The organism is Pseudomonas tructae, assembly GCF_004214895.1.
In the GTDB taxonomy this organism is placed as follows: Bacteria; Pseudomonadota; Gammaproteobacteria; order Pseudomonadales; family Pseudomonadaceae; genus Aquipseudomonas; species Aquipseudomonas tructae.
On the sequence record NZ_CP035952.1, the window covers coordinates 2,501,023 to 2,523,077 of the forward strand.

24 protein-coding genes and 1 riboswitch are annotated in these 22,055 nt (G+C 63.2%); of the genes, 7 read left to right on the forward strand and 17 right to left on the reverse strand.

Translation table 11 applies throughout. The annotated features are described in order from the left end of the window. Positions 1-51: 51 nt before the first annotated feature. Positions 52-363 carry a hypothetical protein gene (locus tag EXN22_RS11565; RefSeq protein WP_130264167.1) on the forward strand — a complete coding sequence of 104 codons (312 nt, stop codon included), beginning with the start codon at positions 52-54 and terminating at the stop codon, positions 361-363. Between the two features lie 2 nt (positions 364-365). After that, the gene (locus tag EXN22_RS11570; protein WP_130264168.1) at positions 366-1,073 is read left to right on the forward strand and encodes a DUF3313 domain-containing protein; all 708 of its coding nucleotides are present in this window, start codon (positions 366-368) and stop codon (positions 1,071-1,073) included. On the opposite strand, the gene EXN22_RS11575 is transcribed toward EXN22_RS11570, so the two are convergent. Further along, positions 1,045-2,874: an SLC13 family permease gene (locus tag EXN22_RS11575; protein ID WP_130264169.1), complete on the reverse strand. Its 1,830-nt coding sequence runs from the start codon at positions 2,872-2,874 to the stop codon at positions 1,045-1,047. The genes EXN22_RS11570 and EXN22_RS11575 overlap by 29 nt on opposite strands. Before the next feature lie 138 nt (positions 2,875-3,012). On the opposite strand from EXN22_RS11575, the gene EXN22_RS11580 reads away from it, so the two are divergent. Then, positions 3,013-3,408, forward strand: coding sequence for a hypothetical protein (locus tag EXN22_RS11580; protein WP_130264170.1), 396 nt, complete (start codon positions 3,013-3,015; stop codon positions 3,406-3,408). A 1-nt stretch (position 3,409) separates the two neighbouring features. Here EXN22_RS11580 and EXN22_RS11585 read toward each other — a convergent pair whose 3' ends face one another. Beyond that, complete coding sequence (locus tag EXN22_RS11585; protein ID WP_130264171.1) at positions 3,410-3,829, reverse strand: RDD family protein; 420 nt, start codon at positions 3,827-3,829, stop codon at positions 3,410-3,412. A gap of 113 nt (positions 3,830-3,942) precedes the next feature. Between EXN22_RS11585 and EXN22_RS11590 the strand changes: the two genes are divergently transcribed. Then, positions 3,943-4,293 (forward strand): hypothetical protein, encoded by a 351-nt coding sequence (locus EXN22_RS11590; protein ID WP_130264172.1) that lies wholly within the window; start codon positions 3,943-3,945, stop codon positions 4,291-4,293. 6 nt (positions 4,294-4,299) lie between these two features. Here EXN22_RS11590 and EXN22_RS11595 read toward each other — a convergent pair whose 3' ends face one another. From EXN22_RS11595 to EXN22_RS11605, 3 genes are all read right to left on the reverse strand, one after another. Further along, entirely contained in the window at positions 4,300-4,989 is a 690-nt protein-coding gene (locus tag EXN22_RS11595; RefSeq protein WP_130264173.1) for a YoaK family protein, read from the reverse strand. Positions 4,990-5,913: 924 nt separating this feature from the next. Then, positions 5,914-8,055 carry a TonB-dependent receptor gene (locus EXN22_RS11600; RefSeq protein WP_130264174.1) on the reverse strand — a complete coding sequence of 714 codons (2,142 nt, stop codon included), beginning with the start codon at positions 8,053-8,055 and terminating at the stop codon, positions 5,914-5,916. Positions 8,056-8,162: 107 nt separating this feature from the next. Further along, positions 8,163-8,368: riboswitch (cobalamin riboswitch) on the reverse strand. Positions 8,369-8,479: 111 nt separating this feature from the next. Continuing rightward, the gene (locus EXN22_RS11605; protein ID WP_130264175.1) at positions 8,480-9,037 is read right to left on the reverse strand and encodes a GNAT family N-acetyltransferase; all 558 of its coding nucleotides are present in this window, start codon (positions 9,035-9,037) and stop codon (positions 8,480-8,482) included. A 166-nt stretch (positions 9,038-9,203) separates the two neighbouring features. Between EXN22_RS11605 and EXN22_RS11610 the strand changes: the two genes are divergently transcribed. Continuing rightward, complete coding sequence (locus EXN22_RS11610; protein ID WP_130264176.1) at positions 9,204-9,704, forward strand: hypothetical protein; 501 nt, start codon at positions 9,204-9,206, stop codon at positions 9,702-9,704. A 54-nt stretch (positions 9,705-9,758) separates the two neighbouring features. Here the strand turns inward: EXN22_RS11610 and EXN22_RS11615 are convergent, their stop codons facing one another. The 9 genes from EXN22_RS11615 to EXN22_RS11655 all read right to left on the reverse strand — a co-directional run bounded on the left by EXN22_RS11615 (position 9,759) and on the right by EXN22_RS11655 (position 16,851). After that, the gene (locus EXN22_RS11615) at positions 9,759-10,103 is read right to left on the reverse strand and encodes a carboxymuconolactone decarboxylase family protein (protein ID WP_130264177.1); all 345 of its coding nucleotides are present in this window, start codon (positions 10,101-10,103) and stop codon (positions 9,759-9,761) included. 87 nt (positions 10,104-10,190) lie between these two features. Then, entirely contained in the window at positions 10,191-11,090 is a 900-nt protein-coding gene (gene lpxO / locus EXN22_RS11620) for a lipid A hydroxylase LpxO (RefSeq protein WP_130264178.1), read from the reverse strand. A 110-nt stretch (positions 11,091-11,200) separates the two neighbouring features. Further along, positions 11,201-11,680, reverse strand: coding sequence for a bifunctional diaminohydroxyphosphoribosylaminopyrimidine deaminase/5-amino-6-(5-phosphoribosylamino)uracil reductase RibD (ribD, locus tag EXN22_RS11625; protein WP_130264179.1), 480 nt, complete (start codon positions 11,678-11,680; stop codon positions 11,201-11,203). A gap of 76 nt (positions 11,681-11,756) precedes the next feature. Further along, positions 11,757-12,662, reverse strand: coding sequence for a MurR/RpiR family transcriptional regulator (locus tag EXN22_RS11630; protein ID WP_130264180.1), 906 nt, complete (start codon positions 12,660-12,662; stop codon positions 11,757-11,759). 80 nt (positions 12,663-12,742) lie between these two features. Beyond that, positions 12,743-13,507: an ABC transporter ATP-binding protein gene (locus tag EXN22_RS11635; RefSeq protein WP_130264181.1), complete on the reverse strand. Its 765-nt coding sequence runs from the start codon at positions 13,505-13,507 to the stop codon at positions 12,743-12,745. Between the two features lie 19 nt (positions 13,508-13,526). Beyond that, positions 13,527-14,639 carry a succinylglutamate desuccinylase/aspartoacylase family protein gene (locus EXN22_RS11640; protein ID WP_130264182.1) on the reverse strand — a complete coding sequence of 371 codons (1,113 nt, stop codon included), beginning with the start codon at positions 14,637-14,639 and terminating at the stop codon, positions 13,527-13,529. A 9-nt stretch (positions 14,640-14,648) separates the two neighbouring features. Then, positions 14,649-15,344 carry an ABC transporter permease gene (locus EXN22_RS11645; RefSeq protein ID WP_407691950.1) on the reverse strand — a complete coding sequence of 232 codons (696 nt, stop codon included), beginning with the start codon at positions 15,342-15,344 and terminating at the stop codon, positions 14,649-14,651. Positions 15,345-15,357: 13 nt separating this feature from the next. Next, positions 15,358-16,047, reverse strand: coding sequence for an ABC transporter permease (locus EXN22_RS11650; RefSeq protein ID WP_130264183.1), 690 nt, complete (start codon positions 16,045-16,047; stop codon positions 15,358-15,360). Between the two features lie 24 nt (positions 16,048-16,071). Then, the gene (locus tag EXN22_RS11655; protein ID WP_130264184.1) at positions 16,072-16,851 is read right to left on the reverse strand and encodes an ABC transporter substrate-binding protein; all 780 of its coding nucleotides are present in this window, start codon (positions 16,849-16,851) and stop codon (positions 16,072-16,074) included. A gap of 149 nt (positions 16,852-17,000) precedes the next feature. On the opposite strand from EXN22_RS11655, the gene thpR reads away from it, so the two are divergent. Then, a complete protein-coding gene (thpR, locus tag EXN22_RS11660) occupies positions 17,001-17,540 on the forward strand; it encodes an RNA 2',3'-cyclic phosphodiesterase (RefSeq protein ID WP_130264185.1) in 540 nt (179 codons plus the stop codon). A gap of 111 nt (positions 17,541-17,651) precedes the next feature. Next, positions 17,652-17,993, forward strand: a complete 342-nt coding sequence (locus EXN22_RS11665; RefSeq protein ID WP_130264186.1) for a DUF2834 domain-containing protein — start codon at positions 17,652-17,654, stop codon at positions 17,991-17,993. 40 nt (positions 17,994-18,033) lie between these two features. Here EXN22_RS11665 and EXN22_RS11670 read toward each other — a convergent pair whose 3' ends face one another. From EXN22_RS11670 to EXN22_RS11680, 3 genes are all read right to left on the reverse strand, one after another. Then, positions 18,034-20,478 (reverse strand): TonB-dependent siderophore receptor, encoded by a 2,445-nt coding sequence (locus EXN22_RS11670; protein ID WP_130264187.1) that lies wholly within the window; start codon positions 20,476-20,478, stop codon positions 18,034-18,036. Between the two features lie 86 nt (positions 20,479-20,564). After that, positions 20,565-21,548: a FecR domain-containing protein gene (locus EXN22_RS11675; protein WP_130264188.1), complete on the reverse strand. Its 984-nt coding sequence runs from the start codon at positions 21,546-21,548 to the stop codon at positions 20,565-20,567. Next, positions 21,545-22,051, reverse strand: a complete 507-nt coding sequence (locus EXN22_RS11680; protein WP_130264189.1) for a sigma-70 family RNA polymerase sigma factor — start codon at positions 22,049-22,051, stop codon at positions 21,545-21,547. The genes EXN22_RS11675 and EXN22_RS11680 overlap by 4 nt, the downstream gene beginning before the upstream one ends. Between the last annotated feature and the right edge of the window lie 4 nt (positions 22,052-22,055).

Here is a 22,055-nt window from a genome sequence, read left to right on the forward strand (position 1 = left end):
CAGCAAAAGCCGGAGCGCACTCTGTGGCCAGTTCAAACCAGGGAGTTCTCCATGCCGGCTACACACCCGATCGACAGCTTCGACAGCAGCCAGTCACTGACCCTCGACCTGCGCACCCAGGAGCTCTGGCGCAATGCGCTGCTCAGTTATCAGGACTCGCGGCTGGGCTTGTCCAGCGATGGCAGGCACATGGTCCTCAGCCATTATTTTGAGCGCTACAGCCCGACCAGCAACCAGTGGATGGAGTACAGCTACAAGATCCCCCTGGCTGAACTGGTGCACTGGATCATGAGCCAGGGTGAGCTGCACGTCGACCGTTCCACCACCACGCCGAACCCGGCCAACGACGGCTTTGGAGGCTGAGCATGCGCAAGCAATTGATCGTACCGCTGTTGAGTGTTTCGCTGTTGCTGGCAGGTTGCAGCCAGAACAAGGTCAGCCCCAAGGAGTACTCGGGCTTTCTGCGCAACTATGACCAGTTGAGCGAACACAAAACCGCCTCCGGGGATTCGGTGTTGCGCTGGGTCAGCCCGAGCTTGCGCATGGAACGCTACAGCCAGGTGTACATCGCCCCCAGCCAGTTCTACCCACGGCCTGAAGCCAGCAAGCGGATCCCGGCGAGCACCCTGACGGCGGTCACCGGTTACTACGACGCAGCGCTCAAGCGCGAGCTGGGCAAGGTTCTGAATCTGGTCGAGGAACCCGGCCCGCACACCTTGATCATCCGCCCGGCGATCACTTCGGTGGGCGCCTATACCCAGGCATTGCACTTCTATGAATACCTGCCGGTGACCTTGGTGGCGGCTGGGGTCAGCAGCGCCGTGGGCATCCGCGACCTGGACAGCGTGATCGCCACCGAGGCGGCCTTCCTCGATGGCGGCAGCCGTACGGTGGTCGCCGAAGTGGTGCGCAAAGGCACCGGCCTGCCGCTGGAGAACGACGATCAGGTGATGACCGCCGATAACCTCAAGGTGGTGCTTGATGGCTGGGCACGGGACTGGCGTCAGGCGGCCGAAACCCTCAAGCAGCAAAAGCAGGCCGCCGTCACAGGGCAAAAATCCACGGCACCATGATCACGCTGACCACCATCACCAGCACCGTGAAGGGCACGCCGATCTTGACGAAATCGGCGAAGCGGTACTGGCCGGGGCCGAGCACCAGGGTGTTGACCGGCGATGACACCGGGGTCATGAACGCCGCCGACGCCGCCAGGGCGACGATCATCGCGAAGGGGTAGGGCGAGGCTCCCAGTTGCTCGGCGGTGCTGATCGCCACGGGCGCCATCAGCACTGCAGTGGCGGTGTTGGAGATGAACAGGCCGATGATCGCGGTAATGGTGAACAGGCTGGCAAGAATCACATAGGGGCCGGCGCTGCCGAGCATCTGCACCAGGCCGTGCACGGCCAGGGCGATGCCGCCGGTTTTCTGCAGGGCCAGGGCAAAGGGCAGCATGCCGACAATCAGCACCAGGCTCTGCCAGTGAATGGCGCGGTAGGCGCTGTTCATGTCGATGCAGCGCCCGGCGCCCATCAGCAGGCAGCCGATCAAGGCGGCAATCACGTTGGGCACTACGCCGCTGACCATCAGCGCGACCATCACCGCCAGGCTGATCAGCGCATAGGGTGCGCGGTTGCCGGCGGGGGCAACGTTATCGATTTCTGCCGGCAGGCTTAGCACCAGGAAGTCCCGAGGCTGGGTCTGCAACTGGCGAATGGCTTTCCAGGTGCCGATCACCAGCAGGGTATCGCCCAGCTTGAGTTTTTCTTCTACCAGTTGCTCGTCGATGGCGTTCTGGTCGCGGCGCAGGCCGACCACGTTGAGCCCCCAGCGGCTGCGGAAGGTCAGTTCCAGCAGGCTCTTGCCGATCAGTAATGAGCCGGGCGGCACCGCCACTTCGGCCATGCCCACTTCCTGGGACTGGTCGATGAAATAGGCGGCCTTGAAGTGCAGCGGTTCCAGTTGCATGTTCTGGCACAGGCTGCGCAGGTCGTCCTTGGGCGCGAACAGGTCCAGTAGCAGTACGTCGCCTTCATGCACCGTGGTGCTCGAATCGGGGCTGAGCACGCGGGTGGTGAACTTGTGCTGGCGCTCGATGCCGACCACGCTGGCGCCGTGTTCGGTGCGCAGTTTCAACTCGCTGAGGCTGTGGCCGATCAGCGGTGAACCGGGGCGCACGCGCAGGCGTCGTTCGCGGCCGGCGAGCTTGTAGTCGATGATCAGGTCGAGCAGGGTGCGGCGGGTTTGTGCGCTGCCGTCCTTGCGCACTTCGCCGCCCAGCCAGTGGCGGGTCAGCAGCATGTAGCCAACTCCGAGCAGCAGCACCACCAGGCCGAACGGGGTAAAACTGAAAAAACTGAAGCCGCTTGCGCCGTGGCGCACCAATTCACTGTGCACCACCACGTTGGGCGGGGTCGCCACCAGGCTGAGCATGCCGCTGATCAGCCCGGCGAAGGCCAGCGGCATCATCAGGCGGCTGGGCGAGATGCGCATGCGCGCGGCAATGCTCAACACCACCGGGATGAAAATCGCCACCACCCCGGTGGAGCTCATCACTGAGCCCAGCCCGGCTACGCAGACCATCAGCAACACGATCAGCCGAGCTTCGCTGTTGCCGGCGCGCTCGGCCATCCACTCGCCGATGCGGTAGGCAATGCCGGTACGCACCAGGCCTTCGCCGATCACGAACAGGGCGGCAATCAGCACCACGTTGGGGTCGCTGAAACCGGCCAGGGCTTCCTGCACGCTGATGATGCCCAGCAGCGGCAAAGCGACAATCACCAACAGGGCGACCACGTCCATGCGTGGCCGGTTGGCGATGAACAGGGCCACGGCGGTGAACAGCAAGCCGAGCACCCAGAGCAGATCGTGATTCATGCAGTCATCCTGATACCTGAAGGCTGCAAGTCTGGCAGAAATTCAGCGCGTGTTTGTTGATGTGCTGCAGCGCGCGGGGCATTGCGGCGGATTGGTGGTAGAGTTGCCTGCGTTTTTTATCATTCAGGGAAGACAGGTTTGGACCAGAACACCAGCAATTGGAAGGGTACCGCCCTGGCATTGGGTGTGATCGGCTGCATCACGCTGATCGGCTACATCATCTATTACACCATCAAGGTCAATGTCTTCCTGTTCTGGGATTACACGGCCTTCACCTACATCATCATCTGCCTGGGCCTGGTGTCCCTGTCGATGTTGGGTACCTTTCTGCTCAATCACCAGAACCCCGATACCAACGTGTTTGGCAGCCTGCTGCTGTTGGCGATGGCGGGTATTACGCAGGCGATTTTCGATTTGGAACTGTCGGTGTTTCTGTGCCTGGCCGGGCTGTATGCGGCCGGCGTGATCGGCCTTGCCATCGGATTTGCCAACAAGCGCGCAGTTGAAGCGGCAGAGGCCGACGAACCGTTGTAGTTCACTCCTGGCTCAATTGCTGGCGCAGTGCCTTGAGGTCGCGCGTATCGATGACCCAGGTGCGCGCCAGCTTGTCGCCGGGCCGTTGGCAATAGCGCGACTCGGCGCACAGCCAGACCACGATCAGGCCAAAGGCTGCCTCGATCGGCCGGGTGATGCCGCGCAGCAGTGCCTGCAACAGGCTCGGCGGCTGGCCGGCGCGGTTGATCACCGTCAGCCCCAACAGCAGCTTGCCCGGGGTTTGCCCGCGCATCAGGTATTCAAAGACCGGGAAGTACAGCAGTTGCATCAGCAGCATGCCGCCTTCGCCGTGGCCAAGGCCCAGCAGGGCCAGGGCGAACCAGGCGCCGAGGGCGAGCAGGGTATCGAGCAGCCAGGCGCCGATGCGGCGAATGATCAAGGTGGTGCGGGAGACGTGCATGGGGACGGTGCTGATCCTGACGGGGTGGGCGATGGTCGCATGCCTGGCGCGGCAAAGCACGACGCGGATGGCGGCTGGGTGATACAGTCGCGTTTTTTTGACGAGGGTGTGTCATGCGCGCAGTTTTGCTGGTGGTTGCGGCAACAGTATTGGCCGGTTGTGCGTCTTCGGCCATGGAGGCGGCACGCAGCCAGGCGCCGGCCATGCAGTTCAATTCGAGCAAGGTGGCGGATGTGGTTGCCCAGTGCATCCAGTTCGGTTGGCAGGACGAAGCGGTGTTTGGGGTTGATGCCAGCGGTTACCTGGAGCCTGGCAAGCAAGGCGGTTTCACCGTGTACACCCGCGAGGCCGAATTCTTTGCCGATATACGTGGCGATACTGGTCGCACCATCGTCAGCTACTATGCCACGTCCCACGACGACCTATCCCGTCGTCGCATCGCTGCATTGGCGACCTGCCTGTAGCTCGTTCTAGCGGGGCATGTACCTGAGCTGCCAGCGCCGTGGGATCTTCAGCGAGATCAAGCCCAGCGCGGCAGCCAGCAGGGCGCTGAACAGCAGGGCGGCAAGCTCGAATGCCTGCTCCAGCAGCACCCCGAGCACGGCGCCGACAAACATCCCGGTCCAGGGAATCAACTGCACCCGCCAGCCCTGACGGCGCTCACCCAGCAGCGCCCGGCCCAGGCCACGGCCGAAGCGCGAGAGCGCGCCGGTGACGTAGGTCAGGCCGATCGGCAGGCCGTTCACTTCTTCGACCACGGCGTTGATCATGCCCATGGCGGTCACCGCCGCCACCAGTGCCGGCAGTTGCGCGGCGCCGGGCAGCAACGCCGCCAGCGCCAGCAGCGCGGCGATGATCAGCAATAACGGGCACGGCCGGCGGCCGCTGAGGCGGGCGATCACCACCCCCAGGGCATTGCCGACGACAAAGGCCAGCAGCACGGCGGCAATGCGCAGAATCGGCGCAAGTTCGCCTGCGCCGAGCGATACCGCCAGGCGCGTGGTATTGCCGCTCATGAACGAGACGAAATCGCCGGTGGCCATGAAGCCGATGGCATCGGTCATGCCGGCCAGCACCGACAGGGCGGCGACAAAGTACAGACCGACCTTGCCGCGCAGGCGGGCGAGCGGGGTAGAAGGGGAGGTGGAACCTGGCAGCATCCTTGGCGCTCCCGACAGCAGATCAGTGGGCTTAACCTTGTCGCTTTATGCGAGCCTGCCAGTATACATAAGCTGTCTACTTGAGATTTGGGGCTGTGTTTCGGCCCATCGCGGGCAGTCCACATTGTGGGAGCGGGCTTGCCCCGCGATGAGCATCGGTATCTACACATCTCTAATCCTGATCTATGAAAAGGGCTCAGGGTTGGTCTGCGCATGTGTGCTGATCCAGTTGATGTGGTGAGGCTGCCGGCCCCTTCCGCCCTTACGGCGGGTCCCTTTTGTCTTGGCAAAAGGAACCAAAACCGCCTGCTCCTGCATCCGGCCCTGCGCTGCGCTTCGGGTTCCCTCCTTACGCACCGACTCCAGGGGCCGCGCCACACGGGCTTCCTGCCCGTTGGCGCTTTGCGGGCCATCCATGGCCCTCCACCCCCTCCATCGGTGCTCCACTCGGCCTACTGAAGTCGCTGCAGATCAAGATCAAGATCAAGATCAAGATCAAGATCAACAGCGCGGTGTGAACACAAATGTGGTGTGCGACCTCAGCCAGCAAGAGCGAAGCGAATTGTGCTGTTGATCTGGCTTTTGATTTTTCGCGATGTCAGTAGGCCGAGTGGAGCACCGATGGAGGGGGTGCAGGCCCATGGATGGGCCGTAAAGCGCCGAGGGACATGGATGTCCCTTCGGTGCGGCCCCCGGAGTCGGTGCGTAAGGAGGGAACCCGGAGCGCAGCGCAGGGCCGGATGATTGAGCGAGCGGTTTTGCTCACTTTTGCCAAGACAAAAGTGAGCCGCCGTAAGGGCGGAAGGGGCCGGCAGCGTCGCCACCTCAACTGGATAAGCACGCCTATCAAGAGTCAATAGGCTGACTCGCTACCGTGGAAGCCGGCGCTGCCGGCGATGGGCTGCAACGCAGCCCCGGTTCACCTCAGAATGTGTAATCCACTGTCGCAAAATACGACCGTGGCTCACCCATCAGCCACTGCTCGCCACTGTGCGCGGTGGCCGTATAACGGCGGTCCAGCAGGTTGTTCAACTGCAGGCCCAGGCGCACATCCGGCAGTACCTGCCAGCCCAGGTTGGCATCGACCACGGTAAAGCCCGGCACGCTCTGGGAGTTGGCGGTGTTGGCATAGCGCTCATCGACATAGCGCAGGCCCACGCCGGCATCGACGTTGTGGCTAAAGCCTTTGCTGACCCACAGGTTGGCGGTACGCCGTGGCACGTTGCTGGGGCGATTGCCGGCACGCGAAACGGTCTGCCCACCCACGGTCTGGTCAAAGTCGTCGTACTTGGCGCGGACCACCGAGGCGTTGGCCGAGACCTGCCACTGGTTGGCCAGGGCCAGTTCCAGGGTCGCTTCCAGGCCATCGGAGGTCTGCTGACCGGCCTGTTCTTTCTGGTGAGTGGTCGGGTTGTCGACCAGCAGCTTCTTCTTGACGATATGGTAGGCCGCCAGGGTCCACTCGCCACGGCCATCCCAGAACAGCTGCTTGAGGCCAAATTCGGTCTGCTTGGCTTCGGTCAGGTCGAACTGCTGCTGGCTCGGGCTCAGGGTGGCCAGGTCGCTGACGCCATCCTCGCTGGTGGAGTACTGGCCGTACAGGCTCAGTTCGTCGTTGACCGCGAACACCAGCCCGGCGCGCCAGTTGCCGCCGCTCAGGCTGCGGTCGCTACGGCTGTCGTTGACCAGGTTGGTGCGGTCGATATGGTTCTGGTCGCGGCGAATGCCGGTCACCAGCGACCAACGCTCCGACAGCTGGGTGCGGTTCTCGGCGAACAGGGCAAAGGTGCGGGTGGTGCTGTCGGATTGCGGGCGGGTCGGGTCTTTACTGTGGAAGTAGCCGGGCGCCGGGTTCCACGGGTCGATGAAATCGCCGCCGATGTCGTTGTACGGCGAGTTGCTGTCGATGCCGAAGCGGATGCGGTTGTACTCGGCGCCGACCACGGTCTTGCTGGCCAGGCCCAACAGCGAATGGTCGAAGGTGAAGCTCTGGCGGTCGCCGACCTGTTCCTGGTCGTGCTTGATCTCCAGGTAGCTGCCGCGCTCCAGTTGGCTAACGCCGCTGTTCCAGGTGTAGTCCTCGGCGTTGCGCCAATGGCGGCGGCTCTTGAGGTAGTACAGCTGGTTGCTGGCGCTGATCGCGTCGCTGATCACCCAGTCAGTGTTAAAGCGGGTCCACTCATCGTGGTAGTGCTGGGCCGAGTCCTTGAGGTTGTAGTTTTTCTTGCGCAGGCTGTCGCGGTAATGGCCGTCGATCAGCGGCGTGCCGAAGTAGTTCATCGGGTCGGCGTCACCGCGCTCGTGGGCGAGGGTAAAACTCAGGTCGTCGCTGGGGTCAAAGCGCAGGGCTGCGCTCATGGCCAGGTTCTTCGAATCGCCACGGTCGATCCAGCCGTTGCCTTCCTGGCGGTTGAGGGTCACCCGGTAGCTCAACTGCTCGCTCAGCGAACCACCGCTGTCCAGGCCCAGTTGCTGACGATCGTAGGAACCGTAGCCCAGGCGCAGGTGGTTGCGGATCTCGCCGGCAAACGGTTTTTTCGGGATCACGTTGATCACCGCACCGGTGGCGCCTTCGCCATACAGTACCGAGGCCGGGCCACGGATCACATCGATGCGCTCGACCATCCACGGGTCGACCGGGAAGCTCTGGGTACCGGCGCCGGTGTACATCCGCGAGCCGTCGAACAGGGTCATCACCGAGCCGTGGCCGCTGAAGCCGCGAGCCGACAAGGCGGTGTTGCCGTTGCCCGGGGTGGCCACCGAGGTGATGCCCGGCGAGCGGGTCACGGCGTCCTGCACGGTGAGGTTGTTGCGCCCTTCGATGGCCTCGCCGGTGAGGCTGCTGGTACTGGCCGGGGTGTCCATGGCGCTGAGGTTCAGGCGCGAGCCAGCGGGTAGCGGGGTGGCCAGGCTGACGGTTTCGTTGTCGCTGCTGCTGGTGATGGCCGTGGAGGGCAGGGCCAGGGCAGAGGGTTGGCTGTCATCGGCGAAAGCCGGCAAGGCGAAGGCCAGGCAGGGGGCCAGGGCATTGGCCGCCAGGGTGTGAAGCTTGGAGTTACGGGACATGTCGTTCCACAATCAACAGGAAGAATGAATCCCGGAGGGAACAACGCATGGAGGCATGGCGCGCGCAGGCGAACGCCAACCGGCCTGCGCCCGCCCACCGCGGGGTTGCCAAACAAAGGCTTCAGGCCGGTCTCCGGGCTTGCGAGGGTCATGAAGGCCTTCACCTTCCCATGCCAAGGCACAGTGGTGTTTCGAAGGCTTCGCTCGCTTACCGTTGCGGGGGCAGCGCCGGACTGGTCATGGAGATGACGCACCGGCTTCCCGTTTCACCCTGCGCACGGCGGCGCAGGACACCTGAAACTGGCGCGCATCTGAACACCGAAAACCTTTGCAGTCAACGGCTTGCGCATTTGCCCAGATCAGTTTCCAGTTGTTGATAGGCCTTTGAATATCGCGGGGCAAGCCCGCTCCCACAAGGTTGAGCTCAACGTCCGCGTTTGCGCGACACCACCGCCTCGATATTCTTGCGCCCGATCAGCATCGGCTGTTTGGGTTCTTCCAGCCACTTGTACATCACCAGGCTGTCCACCAGCCCCAGGCGTGCGTGGCGATAAGCGTTGGGCAAGCGCCCGACAATGGCGAAACCCAGCTTCTGCCACAAGGCCACCGCCACCTCGTTGCTCGACACCACCGAGTTGAACTGCATGGCGCTAAAGCCCAGCTCGCGCGCCAGGCCTTGGGAGTGTTCGCACATCAATCGGGCCACACCACGGCCACGGGCGGCATCGCAGACCATGTAGCCGCAATTGCTCACATGGCTGCCGGGGCCGGCGGCATTGGCCTTGAGAAAGTAGGAGCCCAGCAGCACACCGCCTTCTTCAGCCACCAGGGTGCGCAGTGGCGTTTCCAGCCACAACTGGCGGGCCTGTTCCTGGCTCATGGCCGGGTCGAAGGCATAGGTTTCGCGGGCACTGACAATGGCCTGGAAGGTTGGCCAGAAAAGCGCGAAGTCAGCGGCGGTCATGGGGCGGATGTGGATCATGGGGGTTCCTTGCAGCGTGAGCGGCGAGTCTGAAAGTGTTGGCGTTTGCGTGCAACTGTTTATGTGGTACTCGATGATGGCTTAATGACATCGCAATGATTACAATTCGCCCGACTGCACCGAGCAGTCAGGCCAATGAAGGCAAATCCGGATTGGAAATCTGCAGATGAGTATTCGCAAATGCATGGGTGTAGCTGCTCTGACAGCGGCTACGGTGTTGTCCGGTTGTGCAAGCATTGTAGGCGACAGCCGTTATCCGGTGGCGGTGTCGAGTGTCCCGCCTGGCGTTTCATTCGACATCCTCGACAAGGATGGCAAGCTGGTTCACTCCGGGAGTACGCCAAGTACTGTGACCCTCAAGTCCGGGCGCGGTTACTTCAAGGGGCAGACCTATACCCTGCAGTTCAGGAAGGATGGCTACACTGAGAAGTCGGTGACCCTCGATAGCGGTCTGAGTGGTTGGTACTGGGGCAATATCCTGATTGGCGGTCTGGTCGGCATGCTGATCGTCGACCCACTCACTGGCGCGATGTACAAGTTGCCCGAAGGTGTTTCAGCCGACATGGGCAGCCCTTTGACTGCGGGTCGAGCCCAGGGCGATCTGAACATCGTCATGCTCGATGCTGTGCCAGTCGCGCAACGTGCGCAATTGGTCCGGGTCAACTAAGCGACTGATCGACTGTGCGCCGGGGCAGGGCGCACAGTTGTCTTGATGATGGCGTTACTGGCTGGTCTTGCCCACAGCGTCCATGGCCCGTGCTGAATACACCAGCGCCGCCCCGGCGTTCATCGCCACCGCCACGCCCAGGGCTTCGGCGATTTCCTCGCGGCTGGCGCCGTGCTTGACCGCCTGGGCCGAGTGCACGGCGATGCAGCCGTCACAGCGGGTGGTGACGGCCACGGCCAGGGAAATCAGCTCGCGGGTCTTGGCGTCCAGGTGGTTGGTCTTGGCCCCGGCGCCGCTGGCGGTCATGTAGCCGTTCACGGTGTCGGGAGAGAGTTGCTTGAGATCGCCGATGCCGGCCATCAACTGCTTACGGTAGGCATCCCAGTCCATCATGCTCATTGTCTTCACCTTGGTGTGGTTGGCAACTAAGACAGTGAAGCCAGTTTTTCCGAAGGTGGGATGCCGTTGGTCATATCGCAGGGCAGATCAGATGTAAACAAACACCAGCACAAGCGCCGCCACCACCGCCCACTTCTCCAGGTAGTAACGGGTACGGTTGCGCTTCTTCAGTGCCTTGCCGCGCTCACGGATCTTGTAGATGCGGGTGAACAGGCGGTTGATACCGCCAGTCTTGTCGCCGGCATCATTGGGCGCTGCTGCTGCCGCCATGACATTCTTGCTGAACCAGCGGTTGAACGCTGTGGCCCAGCGGTACTTGAGCGGGCGCTCGACATCACAGAAGAGGATGATGCGGTTGTGCTCGGTCTGGTTCGCGGCGTAGTGGATGTAGGTCTCATCGAAAATCACCCCCTCGCCATCGCGCCAGGCATAGTTTTCACCATCGACGCAGATGTAGCAGCCATCATCGTTGGGCGTGTCCAGGCCCAGGTGGTAGCGGTAGGAACCGGCGTAGGGATCGCGGTGGCGAACCAGCTTGGAGCCTGGCGGCAGGGTGGCGAACATCGCCGCCTTGACCGTGCCGATGCCTTGCAGCAGTTCGGTGGTGCGCGGGCACAGCTTCATGGCCGAGGGGTGACTTTCGCCGTACCACTTGAGGTAGAAGCGTTTCCAGCCGCTCTTGAAGAATGAGTTGAAACCGACGTCGTCGTAGTTCTTGGAACTCTTGATCTCGCCGACGTGCAGCAACTGCTGGGCCTCGGCGCGGATTTCCTGCCAGTTGTCCTGCAACGGCTTGAGCTCGGGGAAGGACTCGACGGGCAGGTAAGGCTTGGCCGGCAGCTTGGAAAACAGGTACAGGAACACGTTGACCGGGGCCAGGAAGCTTGAGTGATCACCCAGCTGGCGGGTGACTTTGTGCCGCACCCGGCCACGGAAATGGACGTAGGCAACCGAGAAAACGAACAGTAGAACGAGGAAGATTTTCATGGGCGAATACTTGTGAATGTGGCGATGCGCCATGGCATAAGCCCGCCAGCATAAACAATCGTGACCGGGGTTTGTACTAAATGTTACGGCGCAAGGGCTCGACCATAGTGCTAGGCGCCAAGACCGGGCGTTAACGATTCAGCACCAGCGCTCTGGTTCAGGTAGCGGCCCAGGTCGCCTGCGGCTTGTGCTTGCAACAGGCCCAGATGCACCTCGACACCGGCCTCTTCGAGTCGCCTGATGCCCGCTCCGGCATTGCGTGGGTCAGGGTCGAGCATGGCCACGAACACGCGCTGGATGCCGCGTTCGATCAAGGCATTGGCGCAGGAGGGGGTACGGCCATGAAAGGAGCAGGGCTCGAGTGTCACATAGGCAGTGACGCCGTCGGCATCGCCGACGAAGCGGGTCATGGCCATGGCTTCGGCATGCGGTTGCCCCGGGGCCTGGGTAAAGCCGCGCGCGATGATCTGGCCATTGCGCACCAGCACACAGCCCACCGGCGGATTCGGCAGGCAGGCGGGCAGGGCGCGGCGGCCTTCGCTCAAGGCCTGATGCATGAACAGCTTATCGCTGGGTGAAAAACAATCCATTGTCGTTCAGCTCCTGGAAAGGTGATCGCGCGAAGGCGCGTACACAGCCTAATCCACCTGCCGCGTTTTTGCCGCCTCACTTGCGCGGGATTTTGCCGCCCGGCACATGCAGGTAGGACATCACGCTCTCGGTCAGTTCGGTGGCCAGCTTCACGGCCTCCTTGTTGCGCGCCATGACGCCGGCCACCAGGCCTTCGATCAGTGCCAGCACGGCAATGCTGGAGCTGGTCAGCACCGGGTGGTCGGCTGCGGCGAATAACGTGTGGCGCGCAATGGGCGTCAGTGGCGAGGCCGGCGAGTCGGTAATCGCCAGTACCGTGGCGCCGCGCTCGTGGGCAAAACGCGCCAGTTGCAGGGTGTCCTGGGAGTAGCGCGGCAGCGAGATGGCCAGCAGCACGTCCTGGTCGGTGATCGCTGCCAGGCGGTAGGCGGCGTTTTCGTTACCACCTTCCATGCTGATGGCGCAGGTGTCGGCGCAGAACGGCACCAGGGTCGAGGCCGCCAGCCCGGCCAGGTAGACGCTGTTGCCAAAGCCCAGCACATAGACCTTGCGGGCCTGGCTCAGGCTGCCGATGAACGCCTCGAAGGTTTCGCTCTGGTTGATGCTGCGGGTGGTTTCCAGGTTGCTGCTGGCGCTGTGGATCTGCTCGTGCAGGCCGAATTCGCCGCCGGGGCGCTGGGCCAGTTCATTGCGCAGCTTGTCCACCGGCGAGACCATTTGTTGCAGGGTGCTCACCAGCTCCGCCTTCATACCGCTGTAGCCGCCCAGGTCCAGAGCCTTGGCCAGGCGGTTGACCGCAGCGGGCGAGGTGGCGGTGGCCTGGGCCATTTCCTCGATGGTCAGGGTAGCCGCCTTGAGCGGGTGACGCAGAATGTAATCGGCCACCTTGCGCAACGACGGTTGCAGTTCGGCGAGGCTTTGCGACAGCTTGCGCATGACCGGCGAGGCATAGACGGTGGTGTTCTTCGGCGTGCTCGACATCCGTTGCAAGGCTCCCTGAAAGATGGCTCGCAGTGTATCCCATGCCTTGCCCCGGCGCGCAGCCCAGGCAAGGCGCAGGCTTACTTGAGGCTACCGGCGAGAAACTGGCGCAGGCGCTCGGACTGTGGCCGGGCCAGCACTTCGCGCGGGTGGCCGCGTTCTTCGGCAATGCCCTGGTGCAGGAACAGCAACTGGTTGGACACTTCCCGGGCAAAGCCCATTTCATGGGTCACCACCACCATGGTCCGGCCTTCACTGGCCAGGTCCTGCATGACCTTGAGTACTTCGCCGACCAGCTCGGGGTCGAGCGCCGAGGTCGGTTCGTCGAACAGCATCACTTCCGGTTCCATGGCCAGGGCGCGGGCGATGGCCACCCGCTGCTGCTCGCCACCGGACATGTGTGCAGGGTAGGCATCGCGGCGATGGCTGACGCCGACCTTGTTCAGGTAGTGCTCGGCCTTGTCGCGGGCCTCTTTGCGGTTAATGCCCAGCACCTGCACCGGGGCCTCCATGACGTTGTCCAGGGCGCTCATGTGCGACCACAGGTTGAAGTGCTGAAAGACCATGCTCAGCCGTGCGCGCAGGCGTTGCAACTGACGCGGGTCGGCGGCCCGGAGCCCGCCGCGGGGGCAATTGCGCAGCTTGAGCTGTTCGCCGTTGACCAGGATCTTACCGGCGTTGGGTTGTTCGAGCAGGTTGATGCAGCGCAAGAACGTGCTCTTGCCCGAGCCGCTGGAGCCGATGATGCTGATCACATCACCGGCCTGGGCCTGCAGCGAGACACCTTTGAGCACCTGATGGTTGCCGTAGCTTTTATGCAGGTCGTTGATTTGCAGTTTGTTCATCAGTGAGTACTCGCTGGTGTCAGTCGGTGAGCAGGCGGCCCTGGCGGATCGGCGTATTGCCGGCGACCTTGGCCAGCCACAGGCCGGGTTGGGCAAAGCGCAGGCGCTCACGGGCATAGAGGATGCCGTCGGTGTTGGCCCTGACCACGCTGTGGCGATCGGTCAGCGGGTCGATGACCTCGAACAGCGGGTCACCAACCGTCACCCGCGCACCCAGTGGCTGCAGATAACTGACCACCCCCGGGTGTTCGGCATAGGCGTACTGGGCGCCGGCAAAGGGCGTGGCCGCACAGCACTGCTCGGGCGCTGGCGGCCAGTCGCCGCTGATCAGGCCCTGCTCGGCGAGGTAGCCGAGAATCTGCTCGGCGCTGGCCTGGCAGGGTTCACGCTCGGTGTCGGCCATGCCGCGCAGCTCGATCGTGGTGGCCACGCAGGCCAGGGGAATGTCGGCCTCGGGGAAGTACTCGCGCAGGCGCAGCCAGGGCACCGCGCAGGCTTCGTCGAAGGCGTCACCGCCGGCGTCTTCGGCCAGCAGCACGGCTTCGGCGCCCAGGCGCGCTGCCAGCGAGCGCAGGCTTGGCCAGTTCTGCGGCAGGGCGTAGAGGAGCATCACCGACTCGAAATCACAGTGCAGGTCCAGCACCAGGTCGGCGTCGCAGGCACTTTGCAGTAACAGGCGGCGCAGGCCGTCGAGCTCGCTGCGCGCTGCGGGCAGCTCGGCGAGGGTGGCGGCCATGGCCTGGCGAATCGTTGCCACGTTGGCGGCGCCATCACTGCCCAGGCGTCCCTCCAGGCGTGCGACCAGTGCTTCGGTCAAAGGCGGAAAGTCGCGGTTGAAGTTCTTGCCGCTGTTGAACTCGAAGCGGCCCTGGTGGGTGGCCTGGAACATCTGGCCGATGCCGATCGGGTTTGCCAGCGGCACCAACTCGATCACACCGTTGAGACGGCCCTGGGCTTCGAGTTCGCCCAGGCGTCGTTTGAGTTCGATCGCCACCCGCATGCCGGGCAGTTCATCGGCGTGCAGCGAAGCCTGGATATAGGCCTTGCGCGCACCTTTGCCGAAGCGGAACAGACGCAGGGTGCGCTGGGTGCCACAGGCACTCCAGGGCAGAACATGGTCAATTTGCTGCATGAAAGCTCCTTAGTGCTTGCGCGGGGCGAGGTAGGCCAGCCAGCGGCGCTCGGCCAGCTTGAACAGGCGCACCAGCATGAAGGTCAGGGCCAGGTAGATCAGCCCGGCGGTAATGAAGGCCTCGAAGGGCAGGTAGTAACGGGCATTGAAGGTTTTTGCCGCGCCAGTGATATCCACCAGGGTGACGATCGAGGCCAGGCTTGTGGTCTGCAGCATCATCAGCACTTCATTGCTGTATTGCGGCAGGGCCCGGCGCAGGGCCGAAGGCAGGAGGATGCGCCGGTACAGCGTCAGGCGCGACATGCCCATGGCCCGCGCCGCCTCGACCTCGCCACGGGCGGTGGCCCGCAGGCTGCCGGCCAGCAACTCGGCGCTGTAGGCGCTGGTATTGATGGCAAAAGCCAGGCAGGTACAGAAGGTCGCGCTGGACAGGTAGGGCCACAGCACGCTCTGGCGCACAGCTTCGAACTGGGCCAGGCCGTAATAGATCAGGAACAGCTGCACCAGCATCGGCGTGCCGCGAATCACATAGGTGTAGAGCCAGGCCGGGTAGCGCAGCAGGCAACTGCGCGCGACCCGCATCAGTGCCAACGGAATCGCCAGCGCCAGGCCACAGGCCAGGGAGATCAACAGCACTTTCAAGGTCAGCAAGATGCCGTTGAGGTACAGCGGCAGGTTCTGCCAGATCAATTGATAGTCGAGCATCAGGCAACTCCTTTCACAGTTCGGCGGCTTTGCAGCCGACCGAGTAGCGTTTCTCGACACCGCGCAACAGCAGCAGCGACAGGCTGGTCAGCAGCAGGTACAGGCCGGCCACGGCAAGAAAGAAGGTGAACGGCTGATGGGTGGCATCGGCCGCGTTCTTGGCCTTGAACATCATGTCTTGCAGGCCGATGACCGAGATCAGCGCGGTGGACTTGGTCAGCACCAGCCAGTTGTTGGTGAAGCCCGGCAGTGCCAGGCGCACCATCTGCGGCACGCTGATCCGCCAGAACACTTGCAGGGCGCTCATGCCGTAGGCCATGCCGGCTTCAGCCTGGCCCTTGGGAATGGCCAGGAAGGCGCCACGGAAGGTCTCTGACAGGTAGGCGCCGAAGATGAAGCCCATGGTGCAGACCCCGGCAATGAACGGGTTGATGTCGATGTACTGCTGGTAACCCAGGGCCAGCGCCAGGCGATTGACCAGGTCCTGGCCGCCATAAAAGATCAGCAGGATCAGCACCAGGTCGGGAATGCCACGCACCACCGTGGTGTACAGCTCGCCCAGGCGTGCCAGCCAGGTGAGTGGCGACAACCGGCAGGCGGCGCCGATCAGGCCCAGGCTGATGGCCAGGGCCATGGCCAGCAAAGCCAGGTTGATGGTCAGCCAGGCGCCATCGAGAATGCTCGATCCGTAGCCATGAAGCATGATGAAAGTCCTCGCCAGCCAGGCTTACTGGCCGTAGATATCGAACGGGAAGTACTTGCTTTGCACCTGCTGGTAGGTGCCGTTGGCGCGGATCGCGGCGATGGCGGCGTTGAGCCTGGCCAGGTTGGCACTGTCGCCCTTGCGCACGGCGATCCCGGCGCCGCGGCCGAAGTACTGTGGGTCGCTGATATCCGGGCCGGCCAGGGCAAAGCCTTGTCCGGACGGGGTCTTGATGAAGCTTTCGGTGGTGTTGACGATGTCGGCCAGGGTCGCGTCCAGGCGCCCGGCGGCAAGGTCAAGAAAGGCTTCGTTCTGCGAGGCGTAGCGCACCACTTCGACGCCGGCACTTTCCAGTTTTTCGGTAGCGAAGCGGTCGTAGGTCGAGGCGCGCTGTACGCCGACCCGCTTGCCCTTGAGGTCGGTGACTGGGTCATTGAGCTGGCTGCCGGCCTTCATCGCGAACTTGCCGGGGGTGTGGTAGTACTTGTCGCTGAAGTCGACCGACTTCAGCCTGTCCTCAGTGATCGACATCGACGACAGCACCGCGTCGATCTTGCGCACCTTAAGCGACGGAATCATGCCGTCGAACTCCTGGATCACCCACTGGCACTTGACCTGCATCTGCGCGCACAGGGCGTTGCCGATGTCGTAGTCAAAGCCTGCCAGCTCACCTTGCGGCGTGCGGTAGGAGAAAGGCGGGTAGGCGGCCTCGATACCAATGCGCAGGCTGTCTTGCTCGGCCTGGGCCATTGCGCTGCAAGCGCTGAGCATCAGGGCGCCTAAAAGAAGTCCGGTCTTGTTCATATTCTTGACTCCGGTGGGTGGGGTGCGCATAGAAATGACACGATTTATTTCATAAATCAATTTAATGAAAATAAAAATATCAAAACGGCGACTGACGGCACCTTCCTGCAGGCGCTAGACTCGGTCAAACGACCCAAGGAGCGTGTGGCATGGACCCGGGAACTGGCGAAACCGCTGAGCCGTTCAAGCGGCTGTTCTTCGCCCTCGACTGCGTGCCAGAGCAGCGCCGGGCCATTGCCCGCTGGCGCGGCGAACTGGCGCTGGGCACAGGCAGGCCGGTGCCGTCGGCGAATTTTCATTTGACCCTGGTGTTTGTCGGGGCGGTGCCGACGGTGCAGTTGCCGACGATTCTGGCGGCCGCTGCGGCAGTGAAGGTAGCGGGTGAGCCGCTGACGCTGATGCTCGACCGCCTCGAGGTGTGGCGCCCGGCCAAGGCCCTGGTGCTGGTGCCCAGCCACACACCCGTGGCGTTGCGCCAGCTGGTTTATGGATTGCAGCAGGCAATGCTGGCGTTGGGTTTTACCCAGGAGTCACGGGACTACCTTGCGCACCTGACCCTGGCCCGCGACTACCAGGGCCGTGAGCCTGAAGCCCTGGTGCCGACAGCGTTCGCGCTGCGCGCGCGGCACTTCACCCTGTTCGAATCGCGTAAGGGGCAGTACTGGCCGTTGGCGCAGTGGCCGTTGTAGCATCTAAAAAGCGTGCGCGATCTCTGTGGGAGCGGGCTTGCCCCGCGATGAGGCCAGCACAGGCAACAAAAACGCGAAAAAATCATTTACGTTGCTCAAGGATGACACCCGATGAAAAAGCCCTGGTTGGCGCTGGTCGCCCTGGTTGGTTTCAGTGCCTACACCCTCTACACCATGCTCATTGCCGAGCAGTCTTTACTGGCGTTCGGGCTTGAGTTGATATCCCGACCGGACACCGCTCAAGTGGTGATCGATCTGTACTTGCTGGCGGTATTGGCGTGCGTCTGGATGTACCGCGATGCGCGGCAGCGGGGCAGGTCGTGGCGGGCGGTGTTGCCGTACTGGGTGCTGACGGCGGTGTTCGTCTCGGTGGGGCCGTTGTTGTATATCGTGGTCAATGGCTTTATATCGCGGGTCAAGCCCGCTCCCACCGAGGTGAAGGAGCTGGCTTGACCCGCGATAGGGCCGGCACTATCAGCCTGGAACGGTCAACCTAGAACTGCGGCGTGTACTTCACGGTAAAGGTGAAGTTGCGCGGGTCGCCGAAGTTGTTGTTGCCGTTGAGCTGGTTGTAGGCCGCGACGTAGTAGTGCTTGTCGAACAGGTTGTTGGCGTTGAGCGCCAGGCCCACTTCCGGCGTCATCTGGTACGCCAGGCGCGCGTTCCAGACCGCGTAGCCGGGCACGTCGTAGGTGTGCTCGTAGCCCAGGGTGTGGGTCTGCGCGGTGAAGCCCAGGCCAGTGCTGACCTTGCTCCAGTCACCGGGCAGCTGGTAGTTACCCCACATGCGCAGCATGTGCTTGGGGGTCCAGGTGCTGAACACCTTGCCCTTGTTGTCCGGGTCGTCGAGGTAGGTGGTGGTGTTGTAGGTGTAGCCGGCAAACAGTTGCAGGCCGCTGAGTACTTCGCCGCTGACTTCGGCCTCGACACCCTGGCTGCGCACCTTGCCCGAGGCCATCGAGCAGTACCAGTCATCGCAGGCAAAACCTGAAGCCAGGTCGGTAGTCGCGCGGTTTTCCTGGTCGTAACGGAACACCGCAAGCGAGGTATTGACGCGGCCGTCGAGCAATTCGCCCTTGATGCCCACTTCGTAGTTGCTGCCGATGATCGGCTTGAGCGCCGCGTTGCCGACAGCGCGTTCGGTCTGTGGCACGAAGACGTCGGCGTAACTGGCGTACAACGACCATTCGCGGGAAAGGTCGTAGATGATGCCGGCGTACGGGGTAACCTCGCCGCTTTCGGTCATGGTGCTGGTCGGGCTGGTCGAAGGGGCGCGAGTGATGGCGCTGTACATGGTGGAGTCGTACTTGTAGTCGAACCAGCTGACCCGCGAACCGAGCACCAGGGTCAACGGCTCGGCCAGCTTGACCCGCCAGACGCCATACAAGCCTTTTTGGCTAACGTCGTAGCCGCCGCTGTAACCACGGCCATTAGGCTTGTCGAGCAAGCTGTCGTAGCTGATATCCGGGCGGTTATGGTCGATACCGAAGATGTTGTCGGTGCTGTCGTTGAAGGTGCGCGCGTAACGGTCATCGGTGGTCAGCTTGGCGTAGTTGCCCCCCAGGGTGACTTCCTGCTCAAGGTTGAAGGCGTCGAATTTGCCGACCACGTTCATGTCGACACCGACCTTGGTGGAGTCGAAATCGGTCACCCAGTCGGCATAGCTGACACCGCTGCCATCGTAGTTGATGGCGTCGTCAACGGTTTGCACGCGCTGGTGGGTCGATTTGTTGGTCTCGCTCATGCGAACGGCGCCAACGTGGAATTTCCAGTCATCGTTGAAGCGGTGCTCAAGGTCGGCGTACAGGGTGGTGACGTCGATCTCGGAGTGGTTCCAGCGCGAGCCGGTAAAGGTCGAACGCGACACATCCAGCCCGCTGCCATCGGCATAACGCGGCAGCCCGCGCAGCATCGGCCGCGACTCGCCGTTGGACTGGCTGACCGCCAGGCCCAGGGTGGTGGCTTCGTTCAGGTCGAAGTCCAGTGCGCCATATAGCGAGTGGGTCTTGCTCCAGGCATAGTCGATGAACGAGTCGCTCTGGTCTTCATCGGCGACGAAGCGCCCGCGCACGGTACCGGCGTCGTTCAACGGGCCGCCGGCATCCAGTTGCAGGCCGTAGTGGTCCCAACTGCCAGCCTTGCCGGTGACGGTCACGGTAGGCGTGGCCTGGCCGCGCTTGCGCACCAGGTTGACGGAGCCGCCCGGGCTGCCGGTACCTTGCAGCAGACCTGAAGCGCCGCGCAGCACTTCCATGCGGTCGAAGAAGATCAGGTCCTGGGTTGCCCAGTTGCCCAGCGAGTAGGTGTTGCGCTGGATCGCCACACCGTCGTACTGCCAGTCGTCGATCTGAAAGCCGCGCGAAGAAATGATCAGGCCCGGGCCCACGCCCTGCAGGCCGACCAGGCCGGTGGTCTGGTTGACGGCGTCTTTGAGGCTGACGATGTTCTGGTCGTCCATCTGCTGGCGGGTCATGACCGTTACCGACTGGGGGATTTCCTTGAGCGTGTGGCTGCCCTTGGCAATGGTGGTCGCCCGCGCCGCATAGGAGCGGCTGCCCTCGGTGGTGGCCGGGTCGACACCGCTGCCGCTGATGCTGGTGGCGCCCAGCTCCAGGGCGTTGCCGGCGTCGATGCTCGGCAGCACGCTGAAGTTGCCCTGTTCGGTGACCAGCAACTGCAGGCCGCTGCCGGCCAGGGCTTGTTGCATGGCCTGCACGGCGCTCATCCTGCCAACCACGGCCGGCGCCTGCTTGCCCTGTACCAGCGCAGGGTCCAGGGAAACGATGCGGCCGCTCTGGCTGGCGATGGCGTTGAGGGTGCTGGCCAGGGAGGCGGCTGGCAGGTTGAAGCTCAGGGACTGCTCCTGGGCCTGAACGGTGCTGGCCAGCGTGGCCAGGGCCACGGCGACAGGAAGGGCGTGGGACCAAGGGTTGAGCACGGAATTCTCCTGATTATGTTGGCGTGTCAGGAGATAGGTGCGATGAGAAATGAAAACCGGACACAAATACGAGTGATTTGCATAAATTATTTTTGTTGCGGGGTTTTCGTCCGAATCAGCGTCAGCCATGGGCTGTACTGATCGACCTTGACCGGCAGGGTTTCGGCCAGCGCCGCGAAGGCCCGCTGCGGTTCGTCCAAGGGGAATACACCTTGCACGCGCAGCCCGCGTACCTCGGGTTCGACCCGGACAATCCCGCGGTAGTAGGGGCGCAGCGCTTCGATCACCGCTTCAAGGGAATCATCCAGCACATTCAGACGCCCGCTGAGCCAGTCGGCGCGATGGCGCTCGCCATTGCCCAGGGCCTGGATACGTTCGCCCCCCAGCAGTGCGGCCTGGCCTTCCTGTACATCCAGCTCAAAGCCGTTGAACAAGCGCGCGCGGACCGAATGTTCGAGCACCACCAGGCGCGTGGCCTCGGCCTCCTGGCTGACCAGAAAGCGTGTGCCCAGGGCGCGCATTTCCCCCTGGGCGCTGCGTACCCGCAACGGCCGCTGCGGGTCGGCGGCGACCTGGATGATCAATTCGCCACGGCGCAGGATCAGCAACCGCTGCTGTGCATCGAAATGCAGGTCGACGGCGCTGCCGGCATTCAGGCTCAGGCGGCTGCCATCGGCCAGGGTGAAGTCCCGGCGTTCGCCTTTGGCCGTGCGCAAGTCGGCCAGCAGTGTTTTGCCCATGTCACTGTGCGCACCCAGCCACAGGCCACCGCCGAGCACGCCAATACCGACGAAGGCCCGCAACAGTTCGCGCCGCGAGCCGTTGCCCTGCAGCAACAGTTGGCGCGCCTCACCGGCCTGGCCAGGGGCGCGGCGCTCGAAGTTGCGCATGGTCTGGCAGGCGCCGCCCAGGCGTTCCTGCAAGCGCGCCCAGGCTTGGGCGTGGGCCGGGTCACTGCCCAGCCACTGGCTGAAGTCGCTGTGCGCCTGGGCGTCACAGTTGCCCGAACTCAAGCGCACCATCCAGTCGATGGCGGCTTCTGCGCTCGGGTCCAGGCGCTGCCGGTTCATGGCGCCAGCTCACTGAGATAGCACTGGCTCAGGGCCTGCTTCATGTAGCGGCTGACGGTACGCTCGGAGAGCTCGAGCTTGCGAGCGATATCGACGTAACTCATGCCGTCGAGCTGGCTGTAAAGGAAGGTGGCCTTGACGATCATCGGCAGGCCGTCGAGCACCTGGTCGATGCTCACCAGCGCTTCGATCAGCAGCAGTTGCTCTTCGGGGGAGGGCGCCAGGGGCTCGGGCAGGGCCGACAAGCGTTCCAGGTAGGCCAGTTCCAGTTGCCGGCGACGGTGGCGGTCAAAAATCAGCCGGCGGGCGATGGTCGACAGGTAGGCGCGCGGTTGCTGGATGCTCGCCGGATCGACCTGGGCGGCTAGCATCTGGCAGAAGGTCTCGGCGGCGGTGTCTTCGGCGTCGGCGCGGTTGCGCAAACGCTTGTGGATATGCTGCAGGAGCCAACGGTGGTGGTCGCTGAAAAAAAAGCCCAGCTTGTGGGTGGAGGAGGTTGGCACCGGT

Coding starts and splice junctions, on each gene's coding strand:
- EXN22_RS11610 (WP_130264176.1), top strand. CDS start 9,204: ATGAGTATTCGCAAATGCATGGGTGTAGCTGCTCTGACAGCGGCTACG.
- EXN22_RS11640 (WP_130264182.1), bottom strand. CDS start 14,639: ATGCAGCAAATTGACCATGTTCTGCCCTGGAGTGCCTGTGGCACCCAG.
- lpxO (WP_130264178.1), bottom strand. CDS start 11,090: ATGAAAATCTTCCTCGTTCTACTGTTCGTTTTCTCGGTTGCCTACGTC.
- EXN22_RS11635 (WP_130264181.1), bottom strand. CDS start 13,507: ATGAACAAACTGCAAATCAACGACCTGCATAAAAGCTACGGCAACCAT.
- EXN22_RS11600 (WP_130264174.1), bottom strand. CDS start 8,055: ATGTCCCGTAACTCCAAGCTTCACACCCTGGCGGCCAATGCCCTGGCC.
- ribD (WP_130264179.1), bottom strand. CDS start 11,680: ATGGATTGTTTTTCACCCAGCGATAAGCTGTTCATGCATCAGGCCTTG.
- EXN22_RS11675 (WP_130264188.1), bottom strand. CDS start 21,548: ATGAACCGGCAGCGCCTGGACCCGAGCGCAGAAGCCGCCATCGACTGG.
- EXN22_RS11650 (WP_130264183.1), bottom strand. CDS start 16,047: ATGCTTCATGGCTACGGATCGAGCATTCTCGATGGCGCCTGGCTGACC.
- thpR (WP_130264185.1), top strand. CDS start 17,001: ATGGACCCGGGAACTGGCGAAACCGCTGAGCCGTTCAAGCGGCTGTTC.
- EXN22_RS11565 (WP_130264167.1), top strand. CDS start 52: ATGCCGGCTACACACCCGATCGACAGCTTCGACAGCAGCCAGTCACTG.
- EXN22_RS11595 (WP_130264173.1), bottom strand. CDS start 4,989: ATGCTGCCAGGTTCCACCTCCCCTTCTACCCCGCTCGCCCGCCTGCGC.
- EXN22_RS11585 (WP_130264171.1), bottom strand. CDS start 3,829: ATGCACGTCTCCCGCACCACCTTGATCATTCGCCGCATCGGCGCCTGG.
- EXN22_RS11570 (WP_130264168.1), top strand. CDS start 366: ATGCGCAAGCAATTGATCGTACCGCTGTTGAGTGTTTCGCTGTTGCTG.
- EXN22_RS11605 (WP_130264175.1), bottom strand. CDS start 9,037: ATGATCCACATCCGCCCCATGACCGCCGCTGACTTCGCGCTTTTCTGG.
- EXN22_RS11590 (WP_130264172.1), top strand. CDS start 3,943: ATGCGCGCAGTTTTGCTGGTGGTTGCGGCAACAGTATTGGCCGGTTGT.
- EXN22_RS11575 (WP_130264169.1), bottom strand. CDS start 2,874: ATGAATCACGATCTGCTCTGGGTGCTCGGCTTGCTGTTCACCGCCGTG.
- EXN22_RS11630 (WP_130264180.1), bottom strand. CDS start 12,662: ATGTCGAGCACGCCGAAGAACACCACCGTCTATGCCTCGCCGGTCATG.
- EXN22_RS11645 (WP_407691950.1), bottom strand. CDS start 15,344: ATGCTCGACTATCAATTGATCTGGCAGAACCTGCCGCTGTACCTCAAC.
- EXN22_RS11655 (WP_130264184.1), bottom strand. CDS start 16,851: ATGAACAAGACCGGACTTCTTTTAGGCGCCCTGATGCTCAGCGCTTGC.
- EXN22_RS11615 (WP_130264177.1), bottom strand. CDS start 10,103: ATGAGCATGATGGACTGGGATGCCTACCGTAAGCAGTTGATGGCCGGC.
- EXN22_RS11665 (WP_130264186.1), top strand. CDS start 17,652: ATGAAAAAGCCCTGGTTGGCGCTGGTCGCCCTGGTTGGTTTCAGTGCC.